This window comes from Stenotrophomonas sp. ZAC14D2_NAIMI4_7 (genome assembly GCF_003086675.1).
Classification (GTDB): domain Bacteria; phylum Pseudomonadota; class Gammaproteobacteria; order Xanthomonadales; family Xanthomonadaceae; genus Stenotrophomonas.
This window is the reverse complement of record NZ_CP025995.1, coordinates 1,374,160-1,394,796: the sequence shown is the minus strand read 5'-3', so window position 1 is coordinate 1,394,796 and position 20,637 is coordinate 1,374,160. Positions and strand designations below refer to the sequence as shown.

Annotated in this window: 17 protein-coding genes; 7 read left to right on the top strand and 10 right to left on the bottom strand. The window is 67.5% G+C overall.

Features of this window, described 5'->3' with window-relative positions; translation table 11 throughout:
* Positions 1 to 10: 10 nt before the first annotated feature.
* From C1922_RS06485 to creB, 7 genes are all read right to left on the bottom strand, one after another.
* The gene (locus C1922_RS06485) at positions 11 to 502 is read right to left on the bottom strand and encodes a Fur family transcriptional regulator (RefSeq protein ID WP_108749015.1); all 492 of its coding nucleotides are present in this window, start codon (positions 500 to 502) and stop codon (positions 11 to 13) included.
* A gap of 34 nt (positions 503 to 536) precedes the next feature.
* Positions 537 to 1,940, bottom strand: coding sequence for a glutamate--tRNA ligase (gene gltX / locus C1922_RS06480; protein WP_108749014.1), 1,404 nt, complete (start codon positions 1,938 to 1,940; stop codon positions 537 to 539).
* Between the two features lie 93 nt (positions 1,941 to 2,033).
* The gene (locus tag C1922_RS06475; protein ID WP_108751503.1) at positions 2,034 to 3,590 is read right to left on the bottom strand and encodes a M20/M25/M40 family metallo-hydrolase; all 1,557 of its coding nucleotides are present in this window, start codon (positions 3,588 to 3,590) and stop codon (positions 2,034 to 2,036) included.
* A 291-nt stretch (positions 3,591 to 3,881) separates the two neighbouring features.
* Positions 3,882 to 4,292 carry a hypothetical protein gene (locus tag C1922_RS06470; protein ID WP_108749013.1) on the bottom strand — a complete coding sequence of 137 codons (411 nt, stop codon included), beginning with the start codon at positions 4,290 to 4,292 and terminating at the stop codon, positions 3,882 to 3,884.
* Positions 4,293 to 4,302: 10 nt separating this feature from the next.
* The gene (gene creD / locus C1922_RS06465) at positions 4,303 to 5,622 is read right to left on the bottom strand and encodes a cell envelope integrity protein CreD (RefSeq protein ID WP_108749012.1); all 1,320 of its coding nucleotides are present in this window, start codon (positions 5,620 to 5,622) and stop codon (positions 4,303 to 4,305) included.
* 81 nt (positions 5,623 to 5,703) lie between these two features.
* Positions 5,704 to 7,164, bottom strand: a complete 1,461-nt coding sequence (creC, locus tag C1922_RS06460) for a two-component system sensor histidine kinase CreC (protein WP_108749011.1) — start codon at positions 7,162 to 7,164, stop codon at positions 5,704 to 5,706.
* 2 nt (positions 7,165 to 7,166) lie between these two features.
* The gene (gene creB / locus C1922_RS06455) at positions 7,167 to 7,901 is read right to left on the bottom strand and encodes a two-component system response regulator CreB (protein WP_108749010.1); all 735 of its coding nucleotides are present in this window, start codon (positions 7,899 to 7,901) and stop codon (positions 7,167 to 7,169) included.
* 35 nt (positions 7,902 to 7,936) lie between these two features.
* Between creB and rlmJ the strand changes: the two genes are divergently transcribed.
* The 5 genes from rlmJ to C1922_RS06430 all read left to right on the top strand — a co-directional run bounded on the left by rlmJ (position 7,937) and on the right by C1922_RS06430 (position 14,361).
* A complete protein-coding gene (gene rlmJ, locus C1922_RS06450) occupies positions 7,937 to 8,794 on the top strand; it encodes a 23S rRNA (adenine(2030)-N(6))-methyltransferase RlmJ (RefSeq protein WP_108749009.1) in 858 nt (285 codons plus the stop codon).
* 106 nt (positions 8,795 to 8,900) lie between these two features.
* Positions 8,901 to 9,446 (top strand): GNAT family N-acetyltransferase, encoded by a 546-nt coding sequence (locus C1922_RS06445; protein WP_019659177.1) that lies wholly within the window; start codon positions 8,901 to 8,903, stop codon positions 9,444 to 9,446.
* A gap of 121 nt (positions 9,447 to 9,567) precedes the next feature.
* Positions 9,568 to 13,032 (top strand): transcription-repair coupling factor, encoded by a 3,465-nt coding sequence (mfd, locus tag C1922_RS06440; protein WP_108749008.1) that lies wholly within the window; start codon positions 9,568 to 9,570, stop codon positions 13,030 to 13,032.
* 82 nt (positions 13,033 to 13,114) lie between these two features.
* Positions 13,115 to 13,630 carry a hypothetical protein gene (locus C1922_RS06435; RefSeq protein ID WP_108749007.1) on the top strand — a complete coding sequence of 172 codons (516 nt, stop codon included), beginning with the start codon at positions 13,115 to 13,117 and terminating at the stop codon, positions 13,628 to 13,630.
* Positions 13,631 to 13,755: 125 nt separating this feature from the next.
* Complete coding sequence (locus C1922_RS06430) at positions 13,756 to 14,361, top strand: HD domain-containing phosphohydrolase (RefSeq protein ID WP_108749006.1); 606 nt, start codon at positions 13,756 to 13,758, stop codon at positions 14,359 to 14,361.
* Positions 14,362 to 14,492: 131 nt separating this feature from the next.
* Here C1922_RS06430 and C1922_RS06425 read toward each other — a convergent pair whose 3' ends face one another.
* Positions 14,493 to 16,586 (bottom strand): M13 family metallopeptidase, encoded by a 2,094-nt coding sequence (locus C1922_RS06425; protein WP_108749005.1) that lies wholly within the window; start codon positions 16,584 to 16,586, stop codon positions 14,493 to 14,495.
* A 104-nt stretch (positions 16,587 to 16,690) separates the two neighbouring features.
* Here C1922_RS06425 and C1922_RS06420 point away from each other — a divergent pair, with 104 nt between their 5' ends.
* The gene (locus C1922_RS06420) at positions 16,691 to 17,113 is read left to right on the top strand and encodes a hypothetical protein (protein WP_159091875.1); all 423 of its coding nucleotides are present in this window, start codon (positions 16,691 to 16,693) and stop codon (positions 17,111 to 17,113) included.
* Between the two features lie 127 nt (positions 17,114 to 17,240).
* Here the strand turns inward: C1922_RS06420 and gpmA are convergent, their stop codons facing one another.
* Together gpmA and C1922_RS06410 are read right to left on the bottom strand one after the other, a co-directional pair.
* Positions 17,241 to 17,990, bottom strand: a complete 750-nt coding sequence (gene gpmA / locus C1922_RS06415; protein ID WP_108749003.1) for a 2,3-diphosphoglycerate-dependent phosphoglycerate mutase — start codon at positions 17,988 to 17,990, stop codon at positions 17,241 to 17,243.
* A gap of 64 nt (positions 17,991 to 18,054) precedes the next feature.
* Positions 18,055 to 19,020: a cation diffusion facilitator family transporter gene (locus C1922_RS06410; protein ID WP_108749002.1), complete on the bottom strand. Its 966-nt coding sequence runs from the start codon at positions 19,018 to 19,020 to the stop codon at positions 18,055 to 18,057.
* Positions 19,021 to 19,221: 201 nt separating this feature from the next.
* On the opposite strand from C1922_RS06410, the gene C1922_RS06405 reads away from it, so the two are divergent.
* Entirely contained in the window at positions 19,222 to 20,637 is a 1,416-nt protein-coding gene (locus tag C1922_RS06405) for a diguanylate cyclase (protein WP_108749001.1), read from the top strand.

Below are 20,637 nucleotides of genomic sequence, written 5' to 3'. Positions count from 1 at the left end.
TATCGGTCCGTTACCCGGCGCAGCGCGCGCAAAGGCCGTGCACTTCCAGGGTCTGCGCCTGCGGCTGGAAACCCAGCTCCTTGGCGCGCTTTTCCAGCTGGGTGACGATCTCGCGATCTTCCAGCTCCACCGCGCTGTGGCAGCTGTTGCAGATCAGGAAGGGCACCGAGTGCGCCGCGCTGCTGGGATGGTGGCAGGCCACGAAGGCGTTCACCGATTCCAGCTTGTGCACGAAGCCGTTGGCCATCAGGAAATCCAGCGCACGATACACGGTGGGCGGGGCGTCGGCGCCCACGCCCTTGCCGCTGCGCACCCATTCCAGCAGCTCGTAGGCCTTCACCGGCTTGCCGGCCTCGGCAATCAGCTTCAGCACGTTGGCGCGGATCGGGGTCAGGCGCAGCCCACGCTCGCGCGAGACACGCTCGACCACCGCCACGAAATCCGATGCGTCGTGGACGTGGTGGTGCGGGGCGGTACAGGCAGAAGCAGGTTTGGCGGGCATGCGCGTTCTCCGGTTCGGGGCTGGGCCGCAGGGCTCAGGCCGTTGCTACCTTGGTAATGGCCACATCGATGCGTTTCAAGGCCTGCTCGCGGCCGGCCAGGTACACGGTATGGGAAATGTCAGGGCTGACCTGGGTGCCGGTGATGGCCACGCGCAGCGGCTGGGCGACCTTGCCCATGCCGATTTCCAGCGCGGCGGCGGCATCGTGCAGGGCCACTCCCACCGCCTCGGCGGTCCATTCCGGCAGCGCGGCCAGCAGTTCGCGGGCCTTGCCCAGCGGCAGTTCGGCGCCGGCCTTGAAGTGCTTGGCCACGGCCGCCTCGTCGTACTCGGTCAGCGGCTGGTACCAGACCACGGCCTTCTCGGCCATTTCCTTCAGCGTCTGCACCCGCTCCCGCAGGGCGATCACCACGTCCACCGGGGCCGGGCCGGCGGCCACGTCCAGGCCCAGCTTTTCAAGCTGGTAAACCAGGTGCGGCACGATGCTGGCCGGTTCTTCGGTCTTCAGGAAGTGCTGGTTGACCCAGCCCAGCTTGGCCATGTCCAGGCGCGAGGCCTTGGAATTGCAGTTGGTCACGTCGAACAGGTCGATCAGCTCCTGGCGGCTGAACAGTTCCTGGTCGCCATGCGACCAGCCCAGGCGGGCCAGGTAGCTCAGCAGGGCGTCGGGCAGGTAGCCGGCGTCCTTGTACTGCATCACGTCGGCCGCACCGGTGCGCTTGGACAGCTTGGCGCCCTGCTCGTCCAGGATCATCGGCATGTGGCCGAACTTCGGCACCGGCGCGCCGATGCCTTCGTACAGGTTGATCTGGCGCGGGGTGTTGTTGATGTGGTCGTCGCCGCGGATGACCTCGCTGATGCCCATGTCCCAGTCGTCCACCACCACCGCGAAGTTGTAGGTGGGGTAGCCGTCCGGGCGGAAGATGACCATGTCATCCAGCTCGCTGTTGGCGATCTCGATGCGGCCCTTGATCAGGTCGTCGAACACCACCGTGCCATCCAGCGGGTTCTTGAAGCGGATGACGCGGTTCGGGTCGTCCTTGCGCGGCAGGCCCAGGTCGCGCGCGGCGCCGTTGTAGCGCGGCTTTTCCTGCTTGGCCATGGCGGCCTCGCGCATCGCGTCCAGCTCTTCGCGGGTTTCGTAGGCGTAGTACGCCTTGCCGTCGGCCACCAGCTGTTCGGCCACTTCCAGGTAACGGGCGACGCGGTCGGTCTGGTAGATCGGGCCGACGTCGTAGTCCAGGCCCAGCCAGTCCATCGCCTCCAGGATCGCGTCGATCGCGCCCTGGGTGCTGCGTTCACGGTCGGTGTCTTCGATGCGCAGCACGAACTCGCCGCCGCGGTGGCGGGCCTCCAGCCAGCAGTACAGCGCGGTGCGGGCACCGCCGATGTGCAGGTAACCGGTGGGGCTGGGGGCGAAGCGGGTGCGGCAGATCATGGGGCGCTCGGGGAACGGGAATCCGCCGATTTTACCACCAGCCCCGCAAGGGCAAGGAGAGGCGGACGCGTCCAGCCCCTCCCGCCCGCTTTCTCAGGGCTGCGGTTCAGCCTTGCGCGGGAATGAGGCCTCGCGCATCGCCGCGTTGTAGGCGAACGAGGCCACGATGGCCGCCGCCTGCTTCAGATCGTCCGGTTCGGCGTGGTCCCAGGTGTCCAGATGGCTGTGGTGGACATTGGTGAAGTAATCCAGCCGGTCCTGGATGAACTGGAAGCCCGGCAGGCCGATGCGGTCGAAGCTGATGTGGTCGGTGCTGCCGGTGTTGCGGGTGGCCACGGTGGTGGCGCCCACATCATGGAACGGCGCCAGCCAGGCCTCGAAGATCGGCAGGGCCGCCAGGTTTTCCTGGGCGTAGATGCCACGGAAGCGGCCCGAACCGTTGTCCATGTTGAAGTAGACCTGGAACTTGCTGTAATCGCGGGTCTTCTGCAGCGCGCCGGTGGGCTCGCGCAGCGAGGCCGGCAATGCCTTCTGCGCCGCGTCGGTGGGCTCGGGGAAGCGGCCGAAGTGCTTGGCCACATACGCCTGCGAACCGATCAGGCCCTGTTCCTCGCCGCTCCACAGCGCCACCCGGATGGTCCGCTTCGGCTTGGCGCCGGTGGCCTTGAGGATGCGCATGGCCTCCATCATCACCGCCACGCCGGCGGCGTTGTCGGCCGCACCGGTGCCGCTGTGCCACGAATCCAGATGCGCGCCGATCATCACCACTTCATCGGGCTTGCTGCTGCCACGGATCTCGGCCAGCGTATTGTAGCCGGGCTGGTCGGCTTCGTCGGTGAAGCGAGCGGCCACATCCACGCGCAGGCGCACGCTCTGCTTGGCCGCCAGCGCGCGTACCAGCGGATTGAAGTGCTCGGCGATCATCGCCAGCTCGGGAATGCCGACCGATTCGCCGGCCTTGCGCGAGCCGCCGCCGGCCACGCGGATGATGCCGTTGTCCCAGCTGCTGATGCTGATCGAGGCCAGCGCGCCCTCTTCAACGAAGAACGCATTGACCTTGGCCGCCAGTTCCTGCCGCTCTTTGTATTCCTTCACCCGCTTGGCCCGCTCGGCGGCGGCATCCTTGGGCAGGGTGAATTCCTGCAGGCCTTCCAGCGAGGTGGCGTCGTGGCGGTGCGAATCGGCCTCGGTGCCGCGCTTGTACTCGCGCGCCTCGCCCAGCAGCAGGATCTTGCCGCGCAGCTTGCCGCGGTACTTCTCGATGTCCTCCGGCTTCTTGATCTCCACCTGCAGCAGTTCGCCTTCCACCGGCCCGTTCGTGCCCGGCGTCCACGCCTTGGGCAGGGCATGCAGCGGCTGCACGCGGTCGCCCAGCATTTCCACGCTGGCCGAGGTGAACTCCCAGCCGCGGCCGAAGTCATCGAAGGCTTCGTCGTGCACGTTGTCCAGCTTCCATTCGCTGAACTTACCGCGGGTCCAGGCGTTGGCGCGGCCCATCGCCGGAGAATTGGTCAGGCGCGGGCCGATGCGTTCGGTGAGATAGCCGAAGGTGTCCATCACCTGCGAGCGGTGGAACGCCTCCTGGCGGATACGGCTGACCATGTCCAGGTCGACCGTTTCGCGCTGCTGCGCCCCTGCATTGCCGCCCATCACCAGCGCTGCGGCCAGTACACCCCACTTCAGCCCACTCCACTTCAACACGCCGCACCCCTGCCCTTCGGCTCGATCATCAAGCCTTCGAGTCTAGCCAGCGGCGGCGGGCGCCCCCCGTCCCATCGGTCATGGGCGGTGGCCCTGGTGCATCCACTGGATCCACGCCATGCGTGGATGAAGCGTGCGAACCAAGGTTCGCACCCACCAGTTCCGGCAGTTCGCACCCACCAGTTCCGGCGGTTCGCACCCACCAGTTCCGGCGGTTCGCACGTACCAGTTCGCGGTGGATCACCCGCGCCAGCCCAGCCATAGCTGGGCCCGTTCCGGCAGCAGCAGCAACCAGTGCTGCTGGTCGATGCTGCTGCAGCCGTACACCGCGGCGTGCGCCGGCCAGTCTGCCGGCAGACCATCAATGCCGATGGCCTGCAGCGCGGCCGCGCCGGCCTGCCAAGGCCGGTAGCGTGGCACCCGCCCGGCCAGTGCGCCGCGCCCATGGCGGGCGCTGGCCAACCACTGCAGGCCTTGCTGCTGCAGGCCCTGGCAGGTCACCGCGGCCAGCTGGAAGCGGACCAGGCCGGGGGCGATCCGTGCCCCCGGCAGGGCCGCCAGCACACCATGTGCCTGCAGCAGTGCATCCACTTCCAGCAGCGCAGGAATGCCCTGCTGTGCCCGTTGCCGCAATCCCTGGCGCCAGCCCATGGTGTGCTCCTTACTTCAGCTCGCTGCCCAGCGCGTACCAGTCCACGCGGCGGGTCACCCACATCGCCACGGCCAGGATCGCGAACAGCAGCAGCGAGCCCATCAGCAGCGCGTTGTTTTCCGAAACCAGCAGCCCGTACAGCGCGCCATACAGCAGCGTCAGCATCGCCGCAAAGCCCAGCCCGCGCTTCCAGTGCCCCAGCACGTTGGCCAGGTACACCGCCTGCAGCCCGATGCAGGCCACCGCCGAGACCAGATAGGCCAGCCAGAACGCGATGTGCTCGGACAGACTGATCAGCAGCAGGAAGAAGATCGCCAGCGCCAGGCCCACCATCAGGTACTGCAGCGGGTGGATACGCAGCGCCTTGATCAGCTCGAACAGAATGAAACCAACGAAGGTGAGCACGATGAACAGCACGCCGTACTTGGACGCACGATCGGCCTGGGTGTAGCTGTCCACCGGGTCCACCAGCGAAACCGCCACCGCCTGTGCGTCCAGATTGCCGCCCTTGCGCAACTGGTGCTGCGCATCGGAGGCCAGCGACGATACCGCCCAGCGCGCATCGAAGCCCTGGCCATCGACGCGGCGCTCGTTGGGCAGGAAGGCACCGGTGAACGAGGGGTGCGGCCAGCTCGAGCGCAGCGCGATCTGGTTGTCATCGCCCAGCGGCACCACCGACAGCGCACGGCTGCCGTCCAGGCGCAATTCCAGTTCCACACTGCTGGCGGCCAGGGTGCCGCCACCGGCATCGGCAAAACCGGCCACCGGCGCATGCAGGCCACGGCCCAGCGCATCGGCCGCGCCCACACCCGGCAGCAGCCGCACCTGCTGGCCATCCACGCGTAGATTCGGCGTGCCCACCAGGCCGCGGGCGTCGGACACGCCCAGCGCCACGTACGGCTGGCCGTAGCTGCGGCCGGCCTTCGCCGGGTAGTCGTCGGCGGCGAAGCTGGCCTTGACCTGGCCGTTCCAGCTGTACACCGGCACCTTGAAGAGCCCCACCGAGCGCTGGCTGGGCAGCAGTTCGCCGTTCACTTCCAGGGTGGTCGGCACCTGCAGCCACTGCCCTTCGGTCGTCTGCGTCTCGGTCTTCTTCACGCCCTGCGCGTCCACCACTTCCACCTGCTGGCGCTCTACCCACGGCACCACCCGCACCGGGCCGATCAGTCGCTGGGTGCCGGCGCGGCTTTCGGCCACGCGCGAATACGCTTCATCACGGTACGCGCTGCGCTCATTGATGACGCCGCGGATCATCATCAGGGGAATCAGCAGCAGCAGGATCAGGCCGCCAACAATGGCGAACCGCAGCAGCATCTTCAGGGATTTCATGGTCCATCCTCGTTGGAGAGGACTGCAGGATGGACGCCGCCGGTGAGCGGGGTTTGTGGCGAATTTGAAGTGGGTGTGAAGTCAGCGCCGGGCGCGCGTGGCCGGGCTGCCGGCGGGCAACCACAGTTCGGCCAGGGTGCCGCCACCGTCGCGTGCCGCCAGGGCAGCGCGGCCGTCGTGCAGGCGGGCCACCTCCTGCACGAAGGACAGGCCCAACCCGGAACTGCGGCGACCGCTGCCAGGCCGGGCCAGCGAGTAGAAGCGTTCGAACACCCGTTCGCGCGCGTAGTCGGGAATACCGGCGCCACGGTCGGCCACCTGCAGGCGCACGCCCTGGCCCTCGGTCTGTGCCGACAGCTCCACCACCGAACCGGGCGGCGAGAACGCCACCGCGTTGTCGATCAGATTGTGCAGGGCCTGGCGCACCAGGTAGCCATCGCCGTGTACGCGCAGGCCTGCCCCAGCGTGGGCCACAACCTGTACGCCTGACGCCTGCGCGGCCACCTGTGCGGCGTCGGCGGCCTCATCCAGCAGGGCACTCACCTCGATCGGCGCACGGGTCTGCAGCCAGCCGTGCTGTTCCACTTCGGCCAGCGCCAGCAGCTTGTCGATGGTTTCGGTCAGCCGTTGCTGCTGGTCGACGATGCTGCGCGCGAAATGCGCGCGATCCGCATCGGGCATCGGTTCCTGCAGCAGCTCGGCCGCGCCACGGATCGCCGCCAGCGGGCTCTTCATTTCATGCGTGAGCGACTGCACGTACTGTTCAACATAGGCCTTGCCTTCCAGCTTGCGGCGCATGGTTTCCAGCGCCTGACCCAGTTCGCCGATCTCGTCGCGGCGGCGTCGTGGCGGCGGAACCGGCTCGCCATTGGTCACCGCGCGTGCGTAGCGGCTGAGCTGGCCCAGGCCACGGGTCAGCCACACGGTCACCAGGATGCCCACCAGCGCCGACAGGCCGATCAGCCACGCACCGCGCTCGATGATGGCGCGCTGGCTGGCGGCGATGAACGGATCAATGCTGCGATTGGGCTGGGCCAGGCTGAGCACGCCGATCAGGGTCTGGCCATCGGCCGGGTCGTACACCGGCGCAGCCACGTGCATCACCGTGTTGCCTTCCTCGCCCGGAATCTCCGGGCTGGACCGCGCGCCGTACTCGCCGCGCAGGGTGCGGTAGACATCGTTCCAGCGCGAATTGTCGCGCCCCACGTCGCGCCCCAGCGAATCGTAGATCACGATGCCGCGGGCGTCGGTGATGGTGACCCGGTAGTCCAGCGCACGCTTGGGAAAGCGCCAGACCATGGCCTTCAGGTCGCGCTGCCGCGCCTTGGCCAGGTTGCGGGTGAAGCTGCCGCTGCCGATGGTGCCGGCCTTGACGTCGGCGGCGGCCATTTCGGCCAGCACGTTGGCCGCATCCACCAGGGTCGATTCCATCGCCTGGCGCACGCCGGGCTTCACTTCGTTCACGAACACGCGCATCACGAAGAATGCGGCGATGCCCACGATCAGGAAGAAGCCCAGGAACAGTTTCAGCATCAGCCGCATGGCTACACCTGCAGTGCGTAACCCACGCCGCGGTGGGTGCGGATCGGGTCGTCGCTGGCACCGGCCGCGCGCAGCTTGGCGCGCAGGGTCTTCACGTGGGTGTCGACAGTACGGTCGGCGCTGTCGGCGCTGCTGTCCCAGCCACGGTCCATCAGCTGGGCGCGGCTGAGGATGGCGCCGGGGCGCTGCAGCAAGGCGTCCAGCAAGGCGTATTCGTAGCGGGTCAGCTCCAGCGGCTGGCCCTGGAAACGGATGCGCCGGCCCTCGCGATCGATCGCGAAGGCACCGGTTTCGCGCCAGCCGCCGTCCTCGACCGGGCCCGGGGCGACGATGACGGGCGCTGGCACCCGGCGCAGGCGCGCCCGTACCCGCGCCACCAGCTCACGCGGCGAGAACGGCTTGGTCATGTAATCGTCCGCGCCCAGTTCCAGGCCCAGCACCCGGTCCAGTTCGTCATTGCGGGCGGTCAGGAAGATCACCGGCAGCTGCGCCACCGCGCCGGGCAGCGCACGCAGGCGCCGGCAGACTTCGAAGCCGCCCAGGTCGGGCAGGCCCACATCCAGCACCAGCAGGTCGATGCCCCCGTCCTGCAGGCGCTGCAGAGCCTCCCCTCCCAACAGGCAGTGGCTGGCCGCATAGCCTTCGCTGCGCAGGGCGTAGAGCACGGTTTCGGCAATGGCGGCTTCGTCTTCGACCACCAGCACATGGGCAACGGGCGCTGTCATGGCGCGCAGCATAGCCGCTGCGGCCGCCGCCCCGTACACTGCCGCCCATGAACTATCGCCACGCCTTCCATGCCGGCAACCATGCCGATGTCCTCAAACACATCGTGCAGTTGGCCCTGATCGACAGCTTCAAGCGCAAGGACAGCCCGTTCTTCGTGCTGGACACCCACGGCGGCGCCGGCCGCTACCTGCTGGCCAGCGAAGAGAGCCGCAAGACGCTGGAAGCCGAATCCGGGGTCATGCGCCTGATGGCCCAGCCCAAGCTGCCCGAGGTGGTGGAGCGCTACCTGAAGGCGGTGCAGGCCGACAACCCGGTGGGGGCGATGATCACCTACCCCGGCTCGCCGCTGCTGACCGCCCAGGCCATGCGCGCGCAGGACCGCATGGCGGTGTGCGAACTGCAGGAGGACGAAGCCGCTTCGCTGAAGGCCCTGTTCGCCCATGACAGCCGCGTGGGCGTGCACCCCGGCGACGGCTACGGCCAGCTGCGTGCCCTGCTGCCGCCCAAGGTCAACGGCAGCAAGATCGGCCGCGGCCTGGTACTGATCGATCCGCCCTACGAAGCGCAGGATGCCGAGTACCAGGCGATCCTGGCCGCGCTGGCCGAAACGCTGGCGCGCTGGCCGCAGGCCACCTGCGCGGTCTGGTTCCCGATCAAGCAGCGCCGCACCATCCTGCACTTCCTGCGCAAGGCCACCGCCCTGCCGGTGAAGTCGGCCCTGACCATCGAATTCCTGGTGCGCCCGGATGATTCCCCGCTGCGCCTCAACGGCAGCGGCATGCTGGTGCTCAACGCCCCCTGGCAGTTCGACCGGGTGGTCGGCCCGGCCCTGCCGGCGCTGCGCCAGCACCTGGGTGAACCGGGTGCCACGACCCGCCTGGACTGGCTGAAGACCGCCGAATAAGCGACGATCTGCCATCTTCACGAGGCTGTACCTGCGTGAGCCTTTTGTTCACGGAACACAGCCTCGGTGATGCCACAATCGATGGACCACCAAGGAACCACCCGGTATGGCCACTCGCAACCGCATGCCGCCCTGGCATGAGATCTTCAAGGCTCCCAGCGGCCACGAGCTGCTGATCCGCCCCATCCGCCCGGAAGACGGCGCGCCGCTGCAGGCCGCCTTCAGCCTGTTCGGGCCGGAAGAAATCCGCGACCGTTTCCTGCAGGCGGTCACCGAGCTTTCGCCGGAAACGACCCAGCGCCTGACCCACCCCAATCCCAAGACCGAGATCACCCTGGTCGCGGCCGAATCGCTGCCGGCCGGCGAAGCCGTGGTGGGCGCGGTGGCGCGCGCCTCGATCATTCCCGGTACCCGTGAAGCCGAGTACGCGATCCTGATCAGCCGCTTCCTGATCGGCCAGGGCTTGGGCCGGCAGCTGATGCGCAAGCTGGTGAAGTGGGGCCGCGGCAAGTACCTGGACCGCCTGTACGGCGATGTGGCCGCCGAGAACGAGCCGATGAAGCAGCTGGCCGCCTCGCTGGGCTTCAAGCCGGTACCGCACCCCAACGGCGCCGAAGGCCTGGTGCGCATGGTGCTGGAACTGGACAACTGAGGTGACGCCGGGCCTTGCCCGGCGTGCCGACCCCACCGCGACGTTCGCCGGGCATGGCCCGGCGCTACCGCGACGTTACGCACACGGTCACGACAAGGGCATCTGTTAAGATCGGCGGTCCATGTCGCGTACTCCATACCCCGCCCCGCCGCTGCCCCGTGCCGGCCAGCTTCGCGCCTGGTGGCGCGCCCCCGCCTCGCCCACTGCACTGGCCTGGTACCTGGTGCAGGCCGCACGTGCGCACACGGCGCCGCTGCTGGTCATCGCCCGTGACAACCACGGCGCCAGCCAGCTGGAAGCCGATCTGCACACCCTGCTGGGCGCCGATCCGTCGCTGCCGGTGGTTGCCTTCCCCGATTGGGAAACGCTGCCCTACGACCGCTTCAGCCCGCACCCGGACATCATCTCGCAGCGCCTGGCCGCCCTGCACCGCCTGCCCACGCTGAAGCGTGGCGTGGTGATCGTGCCGGTGCAGACGCTGCTGCAGCAGCTGGCGCCGCAGAGCTATGTCATCGGCGGCAGCTTCGACCTGAAGGTCGGCCAGCGCCTGGACCTGGAGGCCGAGAAGCGCCGGCTGGAAAGCGCCGGCTATCGCAACGTGCCGCAGGTGATGGACCCGGGTGATTTCGCCGTGCGCGGTGGCCTGCTGGACGTGTTCCCGATGGGCGCCGACGAGCCGCTGCGGGTGGAACTGCTGGACGAGGACATCGATTCGATCCGCGCCTTCGACCCGGAAAGCCAGCGCTCGCTGGACAAGGTCGAGGCCGTGCACATGCTGCCCGGCCGCGAAGTGCCGATGGACGAGGCCAGCATCGCCCGCGTGCTGGCCACCCTGCGCGAACGCTTCGACGTGGATACCCGCCGCAGCGCGCTGTACCAGGATCTGAAATCCGGCCTGGCACCGGCCGGCATCGAGTACTACCTGCCGCTGTTCTTCGAACGCACCGCCACCCTGTTCGACTACCTGCCCGCAGGCAGTCTGCCGGTGCTGTGTGCCGGCGCCGGCGAGGCCGCCGAAACGTTCTGGACCCAGACCGCAGAGCGCTACGAGCAGCGCCGCCACGATGTGGAACGGCCGCTGCTGCCGCCGTCGGCGCTGTATCTGTCGCCGGACCTGCTGCGTGAGCGCCTGAACGATACCGCGCGCATCGAAGTGTGGGCGGCCGACCATGCGCGCATCGCCGATGCGCATGCGCTGGGCGACCAGCCGCTGCCGCCGCTGCCGGTGGCCGCGCGCGAGGCACCGGCCGGCGATGCATTGAAATCCTTCCTGGCCCATTACCCGGGCCGGGTGCTGATCGCGGCCGATTCCCCGGGCCGCCGCGAAGCCCTGCTGGAAGTGCTGCAGGCGGCCGAACTGAAGCCGCCGGTGGTGGCCGATCTGCCGGCCTTCCTGGACAGCGCCGAGCGCTTCGCCATTACCGTGGCGGCACTGGAAGACGGTTTCGCGCTGGACGAACCGCGCATCGCGGTGCTCACCGAGCGCCAGCTGTTCCCCGAGCGCGCGGGCAGCACCCGCCGCACGCGCCGTGCCGGCCGCGAACCCGAGGCGATCATCCGCGACCTGGGCGAGCTGACCGAAGGCGCGCCCATCGTGCACGAAGACCATGGCGTGGGCCGCTACCGGGGCCTGATCGCGATGGACGTGGGCGGCATGCCCGGCGAATTCCTGGAAATCGAGTACGCCAAGGGCGATCGCCTGTACGTGCCGGTGGCCCAGCTGCACCTGATCAGCCGCTATTCCGGCGCATCGGCGGAAACCGCGCCGCTGCACTCGCTGGGTGGCGAACAGTGGAGCAAGGCCAAGCGCAAGGCCGCCGAAAAGGTGCGCGACGTGGCCGCCGAACTGCTGGAAATCCAGGCGCGCCGCCAGGCCCGCGCCGGTCTGGCGCTGCACGTGGACCGCGCCATGTACGAACCGTTCGCGGCCGGCTTCCCGTTCGAAGAAACCCCCGACCAGCTGGCCGCCATCGACGCCACCCTGCGCGACCTGGCCAGCAGCCAGCCGATGGACCGCGTGGTCTGCGGCGACGTGGGCTTCGGCAAGACCGAAGTGGCCGTGCGCGCCGCCTTTGCCGCCGCCAGTGCCGGCAAGCAGGTGGCCGTGCTGGTGCCGACCACCTTGCTGGCCGAACAGCACTTCCGCAACTTCCGCGACCGCTTCGCCGATTACCCGATGAAGGTCGAAGTGCTGTCGCGCTTCAAGACCAGCAAGGAAATCAAGGCCGAGCTGGAGAAGGTCGCCGCCGGCACCATCGATGTGATCGTCGGCACCCATCGCCTGCTGCAGCCGGACGTGAAGTTCAAGGACCTGGGCATGGTCATCGTCGACGAGGAGCAGCGTTTCGGCGTTCGCCAGAAGGAAGCACTGAAGGCGCTGCGCGCCAACGTGCACCTGCTGACCCTGACCGCAACCCCCATCCCGCGCACCTTGAACATGGCCATGGCCGGCCTGCGCGACCTGTCGATCATCGCCACCCCGCCGCCGAACCGGCTGGCGGTGCAGACCTTCATCACCCAGTGGGACAACGCGCTGCTGCGCGAGGCCTTCCAGCGCGAACTCTCGCGCGGTGGCCAGCTGTACTTCCTGCACAACGACGTGGAAAGCATCGGCCGCATGCAGCGCGAGCTGTCCGAGCTGGTGCCCGAAGCGCGCATCGGCATCGCCCACGGGCAGATGCCCGAGCGCGAGCTGGAAAAGGTGATGCTGGACTTCCAGAAGCAGCGCTTCAACGTGCTGCTGTCGACCACGATCATCGAATCGGGCATCGACATTCCCAACGCCAACACCATCATCATCAACCGCGCCGACCGCTTCGGCCTGGCCCAGCTGCACCAGCTGCGCGGCCGCGTGGGCCGTTCGCACCACCGCGCCTATGCCTATCTGGTGGTGCCCGACCGCCGCTCGATCACCCCGGATGCGGAAAAGCGCCTGGAAGCGATCGCCTCGATGGACGAACTGGGCGCCGGCTTCACCCTGGCCACGCACGATCTGGAGATCCGCGGCGCCGGCGAACTGCTGGGCGAAGACCAGAGCGGGCAGATGGCCGAGGTGGGCTTCAGCCTGTACACCGAACTGCTGGAACGCGCCGTGCGCAGCATCCGCCAGGGCAAGCTGCCCGACCTGGATGCCGGCGAAGAAGTGCGCGGTGCCGAGGTCGAACTGCATGTGCCGGCGCTGATTCCGGAAGACTATCTGCCGGACGTGCACACCCGCCTGACCCTGTACAAGCGCATTTCCAGCGCGCGCGACAGCACCGAGCTGCGCGAACTGCAGGTGGAGATGATCGATCGCTTCGGCCTGCTGCCGGATCCAGCCAAGAACCTGTTCGCCATTGCCGAGCTGAAGCTGCAGGCCAACACGCTGGGCATCCGCAAGCTGGATCTTGGCGAGAACGGCGGTCGCATCGTGTTCGAATCCAAGCCGAACATCGACCCGATGGCGGTGATCCAGCTGATCCAGAAGCAGCCCAACCTGTACGCGATGGAAGGGCCGGACAAGCTGCGCATCAAGCACCCGCTGCCGTTGCCGGAAGACCGTTTCAACGCCGCGCGCGCCCTGCTGCTGACCCTGGCCGTGCGCTGACTGCAATCCCCCGGTGCCTTTCCGCTGCGGGCGGCGGAAGGGCACGCTTTTTGTTCCTGCGCCCGCGACAAGGAGTGTTGATGTGAATCGATTCGCCCCCCTTCTGCTGGCCACCAGCCTGGGCCTGCTGGCCGCCTGCCACAGTGGCATGAGCAACCGCGATTACCTGTACGAGAACGTTGCCAGCTGGAACAGCATGGTGAACACGGTCCAGCTGTGGACCGAAGGCGCGCGTGGCGAAGCCTTCCACGCCGCGCTGCAGGACGGCAAGAGCCTGGAACAGTTCCGCTTCGGCCTGGGCAACGCCCACAAGGAAGCCACCGACCGCCTGACCCATATCGAGCTGCTGACCCACGGCAAGGATGCCGATGCCCTGCACCAGGACCTGCGCGACTCGGTGCAGAGCACCGCCGACATGTTCGCGGTGATGCAGAAGATCGCTGCCCTGCCCGATGGTTACAGCGAAGAGCAGGTGACGCCGCTGCTGCAGGCACTGGATGAAGCCACCACGAAGATGGACACCGACATGCAGGCACTGAGCGATGCGCAGGACGCGTTCGCCAAGGCCAACCGCATCCAGCTGCAGACCACCGGCTGATCGCGCATGCGGCCAGCGCGCCACACGGTGCACAGGCCGCACGCGTTACCCTAGGTGCCACTCTTCCAGACCGGCCCGCAGCTGCGGGCCGGTCGCTTTCGCGCACTGCCTGCGCCTGCACACCGATGCCCCACTCCCAAGCCCCAGACCTGCTGCACGAACATGCCTGCCTGATCGATGCGCTGTCGATGTCGCTGCAGATGCGCGATGCTTACACCCGCTACCACTGCGACCGCGTGGGCGTGCTGGCCCAGCGCCTGGCCGCGCACTGCGACCAGCAGGACGAAACCTGCGCGTTGATCGGCCTGGCCGCGCGTTTCCATGACGTCGGCAAGATCGGCATTCCCGATGACGTGCTGCTGAGCCCGCGCCGCCACACCACCGAGGAGCGCGACATCATGCGCGAGCATCCCGTGCGCGGCGAACACATTTTCCTGGCCACCGGGCGCAGCGATGCCACCGCAGTGGCGCGGGTGATCCGCGCCCACCATGAAGCCTTCGATGGCAGCGGCTATCCCGATGGCCTGCATGGCGAATCAATTCCGCTGGGCGCGCGCATCGTGGCCATCGCCGATGCCTACGACGCGATGACCAGCGCGCGCCCCTACCGCGGCGCGATGGAACATGACGCCGTGCTGCGCATCCTGGAAGATCAGTCCGGCGGACTGATCGATCCGTATGTGCTCAAGCGTTTCCACGGCATGCTGAAGCGCGAACCAGCGCTGGCCTGATCGACCGCGACGGTGGATGTTGTGGGGTAGAGCCGACTGGGTAGAGTCGACTCTACCCGCTCTCCACCCCCGCCATGCAAAAGGCCCGGCTTTCGCCGGGCCTTTCTGCAACTACGCCACTGCGGTGGGGATCACCAGATCACCACGCGCTTGTCGTCGGCGCGCACCATCGCATCGCCGGCCTTGCACTGGAACGCCGCAGCGAACGAAGGCATGTTCGACGGCGCGCCGTTGGCACGGAAGTTGGCCGGTGCGTGCGGATCGGTGTTCAGGCGCACGCGCAGCTCGCCATCGGTGAAGTTGCGGCGCCACACGGTGGCCCAGTTCATGAAGAAGCGCTGGTCCTGGCTGTGGCCATCGACTTCGACATTGGCCTTCGGGTCTTCCTTCAGCGCCATCTGCAGCGCGTCGTAAGCCACGGTCAGGCCGCCCAGGTCGCCGATGTTCTCGCCCAGGGTCAGCTTGCCCTTCACGAACACGCCCGGCACCGATTCGTAGCCGTCGAACTGCGCCACCAGCTGGTCGGTGCGTTCGGTGAAGGCCTTGCGGTCAGCGTCGGTCCACCAGTTGTCGAAGTTGCCGTTGGCGGCGAACTGGCTGCCCGAATCGTCGTAGCCGTGCATCATTTCGTGGCCGATGACCGCACCGATGCCGCCGTAGTTCAGCGCCGGGTCGGCCTTGGCGTCGAAGAACGGCGCCTGCAGGATGGCGGCCGGGAACACGATCTCGTTCTTGGTGGCGTTGTAGTAGGCGTTCACCGTCTGCGGGGTCATGCCCCACTCGGTCTTGTCCACCGGCTTGCCGATCTTGTCCAGCATGTAGCGGTAGTTGAACGCGCGTGCCGCCTGCATGTTGCCCAGGTAGCTGTCACCGTTGGTCTGCAGGCCCGCCCAGTCACGCCACTTGTCCGGGTAACCGATCTTCGGAGTGAAGCTGGCCCACTTTTCCAGCGCCTTCTTCTTGGTTTCCTCGCCCATCCACGGCAGCTGCTCCAGGCGTGCCTTCAGCGCCTGCGACAGGTTTTCTACCAGGTGCTGCATGGCCACCTTCGATTCGGCCGGGAACACCGCATCGACGTACAGCTGGCCCAGGGCTTCACCCATGCCACCGTTCACTGATTCCAGCACGCGCTTCCAGCGCGGCTGCATTTCTTTCTGGCCACGCAGGGTGGTGCCGTAGAAATCGAAGTTGGCCTTTTCGAAGGTGCTGCTCAGGTACGGCGAGGCATCGTCGATGGTGTGGAAGCGCAGGTAGGCCTGCCAGGTGCTGGCCGGCACGTCGGCCAGCATCTTGTCCATTTCACCGAAGAAGCCCGGCTGGGCCAGCGAGAACTTCTGCGCGGCCGGCACCTTCAGGGTGTCAAACAGCGCGGTCCAGCTGAAGTTCGGGGTCAGCGTGTCGGCGTCGGCAGCGCTGAGCGGGTTGTAGCGCTTGGCCGGGTCACGCATTTCGATGCGCGACATCGACGCCTTGGCCAGGCGGGTTTCGAAGGCCATCACGGCCTTGGCCTGCTCAGCGGCCTGCGCAGCGTCCACGCCGGACAGGGTCAGCACCTGGGCGATGTAGGCCACGTAGGCATCGCGGATCTTGGCCTGCGCCTCGTCGAAGTAGTAGCCCTTTTCCGGCAGGCCCAGACCGCCCTGGCCGACGTAGGCGATCACGTTGGCCGAATCCTTGTAATCGGCATTGGCAAACAGCGAGAACAGCACGCCCTTGCCCTCGGCCTGGCTGTCGCGCAGGTACTGGGTGATGGCCGTGGTGTCGTTCAGCGCGGCGATCTTGTCCAGCTGCGGCTGCAGCGGTGCCAGGCCGGCGGCCTCGATCTTGGCTTCGTCGTTGCCGGTCTTCCAGATGTCACCGATCTTGGCTTCCACCGAACCGGCCTTGGCCTGGCTGGCGGCCGCCTGCTGCACCAGCGCGTGCTGCACTTCCAGCGAACGCTCGCGCAGGATCTCGAAGCTGCCCCAGGTGGTCTGGTCGCCCGGCACCGGGTTGGCCTTCAACCACTTGCTGTTGACGAACCCATTGAGGTCAGTACAGGCGGCGATGGACGGGTCCAGGTCGGCGCTGTTGAGCGAGATCAGCGGGGTCTTGATCTGCGACAGATCGAAGGCCGGCTTGGCATCGGCGGTGGCCGCCGGAGCGGTTTCGTTCTTGCCACAGGCGGCCAGCGAAGCGGCGATGGCGATGGTCAGGCCCAGCGGGACCAGGTTGCGGACGTTCATGGAGTCTCTCTCCGACGGCGAATCCTCAAGCCTAGCCGGGCCGCAGGTGCGGTGGACCGGCCAAAGGTCACAGGGCGTATGCCGGGCCGTTACCATCGTCGGCCATGAAGACCCTCACGCTCTCCACAGGCGCGGACGCACCGCTACGACTTCATGCCAACAATCCTCAGCTGGTGGGGGTTGAACACCTGCCAGGCACCATTGCCGCGCAGATGGCCGATGCGCCACGCGGGCAGCTGCTGGCATGGTCCGCAGCGGAAGCCGGGATCGCAGGGTTCAGCCAGGACAGTCGCACCCTGGTGCTGCCGCTGCCCGTGCCCAGCGCCGGAATTGGCAGCATGCGGCCAGCCAAAGGCCGCGGCTTCATCACCCTGTTCGTGCGCACGGACGACGCCCAGATGCTCGATGTGCTGGGAAGCGATACGTTCGATCAGGCGGCGCTTGATGGACTGCTTGGGCAGCGCGCGCCGTTGGGGGATCTGCTGGGGTGTGCGCTGGATGTGGAAGACTGGGGGTATGACTGCTGAGGGCGCAGCTACCCATGGGTGGTGGCGCTTCTGCAGCGTCGGGCCATCCTCGACTGCTGTTGGCAAGCCGTCGAGCATGGCTCGACGCTACAAAAGGAAAGGCCGGCTTGCGCCGGCCTTCTGTTTCTTATTTCGCCTTGCCCTGGTTGGCTACGGCTTCGGCAGCCTTGCGCGCCGCTTCCGGGTCGCCCAGGTAGCGGAACGACTTCACGGTCAGGTCGTCGTTCAGTTCAAACAGCAGCGGAATGCCGGTCGGGATGTTCAGCTCGAGGATTTCCTCGCGCGACACGTTGTTGAGGTACTTGTACAGCGCGCGCAGCGAGTTGCCGTGGGCAGTGACCAGCACGGTCTTGCCGTCCTTCAGCTGCGGCGCGATGGCGTCGTGCCAGTACGGCAGCACGCGGTCCAGGGTGGTGGCCAGCGATTCGGTGCCCGGCAGGGCGTTGCGGTCCAGGCCGGCATAGCGACGGTCGTGGATCGGGTGGCCCGGGTCGTCCAGCTCCATCGGCGGCGGCGGGATGTCATAGGAACGGCGCCACACCTTGACCTGGTCTTCGCCATGCTTGGCAGCGGTCTCGGCCTTGTCCAGCCCCTGCAGGCCACCGTAGTGGCGCTCGTTCAGGCGCCAGGACTTGTTCACCGGCAGCCAGTCCTGGCCCAGTTCGGCCAGCGCGCCCTGCAGGGTGTGGATGGCGCGCTTCAGCACCGACGTGTGGGCGACGTCGAACTGCAGGCCTTCCTCGCGCATCAGGCGGCCCGCGTTGGCGGCTTCGCTGCGGCCCTGGTCGGTCAGGTCGACATCGACCCAGCCGGTGAAGCGATTGTCCAGGTTCCACTGGCTCTGGCCATGGCGCAACAGTACGAGTTTACGGGTCACTGCAGGGTCTCCAACGCGAGGAAAGGCAGGTGGGCATTGTAGCCCCGCCGGGCCGGGCCCGCCGCTACCGGTGCACGTGGCCGTGATGGCCCTGCGCATCATGGTCATGGTCATGGTCATGGGCATGGTCGTGCTTCGCCGGTTGCCCACAGGCCTCGCCACAATGGTCTGCCTCCACCTGCAGGGTCACATGCTCGATGCCGAATTCATCATGCAGGCGGTCGCTCAGCGTGCGGCGCAGGGCGTCGGCATCGCTGCCTTCGCCCATCACCACGTGCGCGGTCAGCGCCGGCGTGCTGGAAGCCAGCGCCCAGATGTGCAGGTCGTGCACATCCAGCACCGCATCGTGGTCGCCCAGCCGTTCGCGCACCCGCGCCACATCGATGCCCTTGGGCACGCCTTCCAGCAGCACGTTGATCGCCTCGCGCATCAGCACCCAGGTACGCGGCAGCACCCACAGGCCGATCAGCACGGCCAGGATCGGGTCGATCGGCTTCCAGCCGGTCCAGCGGATCAGCAGCGCGCCCACGATCACCGCCACCGAACCGAGCATGTCGGCCCACACTTCCAGGTAGGCGCCCTTCACGTTCAGGCTTTCGCCGCTGCCGGCCTGCAGCAGGCGCATGGAAATCAGGTTGATCACCAACCCGATCGCGGCGATCACCAGCATGCCGGTCGAGGCGATCTCCTGCGGCTGGCGGAAGCGCTCGATCGCTTCCCACAGAATGTAGGCAGCCACCACGAACAGCATGGCGCCGTTGATCATCGCCCCCAGCGCTTCCAGCCGCGCATAGCCATAGGTGCGCCGCGCATCCGGTGGCCGCCGGCTCAGGCGCACCGCCACCAACGCGATCATCAGCGCCAGCGTATCAGTGGCCATGTGCGCCGCGTCGGACAGCAGCGCCAGGCTGTTGGTCCAGAACGCGCCCACCACTTCCACCAGCAGGAAGGTGGTGGTCAGCCCCAGCGCCCACCACAGCGGCTTTTCATGGCGGATCTCGGACGGCAGGTGATCGTGGTCGTGGCCCATGGCGAAGTTCCTGTGCAATGCGGTCAGGCTACGCCGCGCAGGCGCGGGAGACTATTACGCTGTTTATAACATTGCAGTGCGCGCTACCCCTCACGCGCGCCGCGCAGGCTGCACCGCACGTAAACTGGCTGCGCAACTGCGCTCAACCGCGCACGCCCGCAGCCGATACCGCTACGCCGCCTTACACCGCACGAGAACACCGTGGACACACCCCATCTGGACGATGCCAGCCAACCGCTGGCCGAGGCCTGGCAGCACAGCCTGCAGCAGGCCGGCCCGGCTGCCACCGCACTGCTGCATCGCGTGGCCAGCGACGCCCCGCCGCTGCTGGCGCAGCGCTTCTATGAAGTATTGCTGGACGATGCGCGCGCCCGTCGCTTCCTGTCCCACGAACAGGTGAAGCATCGCCTGCAGCCGGCCATGCAGCGCTGGCTGGTGCAGCTGCTCACCACTGACGCCGGCGCGGTCGCCAGCGGCGTTGCGGCGCAGCGGGTGATCGGCGATGTGCACGCACGCGTGGGCATTCCGGTGGACCTGGTCACCCGCGGCGCACGGGTACTGAAACACGATCTGTTCGCACGACTGCAGGCGCAGGCCAGCGACAGCGCCACCGCGTTTGCTGCCATCACCTGCCTGAGCACGGTGATGGACATTGCCATGGAAGGCATGACCCTGGCCTACACCCATGCCCGCGAGCGTTCTTCGCGTACCGATGCGGCCTATCGCCTGTTCTCGCTGGTGCAGAATGTGAGCACCGAACGCGAGCGCCAGCGCGCCCTGCTGCTGGATTGGGAAAACACCCTGCTGTACACGCTGGCTGGCCACGCCAGCAGCAGCGACAGCGCCAGCCTGGCCACCTCCGAATTCGGCCTGTGGTTCACCCACAAGGGCATTCCCAGCTTTGGTGAAAGCAGCGAAACCCAGCAGGTGGGGCAGCTGATCGCCCGCATCGACAGCGGGCTGCAGCACGCCATCGCAGACAACCCTGTACAGCGTCTGGCGCAGCTGCCGGCCATCCGCGAGGACCTGGCCAGCATCCGCACGCTGATGACTCTGTTGTTCGAGCGCATCGGTGAACTGGACGCCGGCAGTGACACCCTGACCAACCTGCTCAACCGCCGCTTCCTGCCCACCGTGCTGCGCCGCGAGATCGAACTGGCCACCCGCCACCAGACCCCGTTCTCGCTGCTGCTGCTGGACCTGGACCACTTCAAGGCCATCAACGATGGCCACGGCCACGATGCCGGCGACCGCGCCCTGCAGCACGTGGCGACGCTGCTCAGCCAATCCACCCGTGGCAGCGACTACCTGTTCCGCTACGGCGGCGAGGAGTTCGTGGTGGTGCTGGTGGCGGCAAGCCAGTCGCAGGCGGCGGTCATTGCCGAAGGCCTGCGCCGGCAGATTGCGCAATCGCCGGTCGCGCTGGCCGATGGCACCGTGCTGCCGTTGAGCGCCAGCATCGGCGTGGCCGGCCACGATGGGCACCCCGATTACGAACGCCTGATGGCACGTGCGGACGCGGCGATGTATGCGGCCAAACGGGGCGGCCGCAACCGCGTGGTGGTGGCCGACGCCGCGCTGCCCGAACCACCGGGACGGCAGGCGCAACCTCGCTGA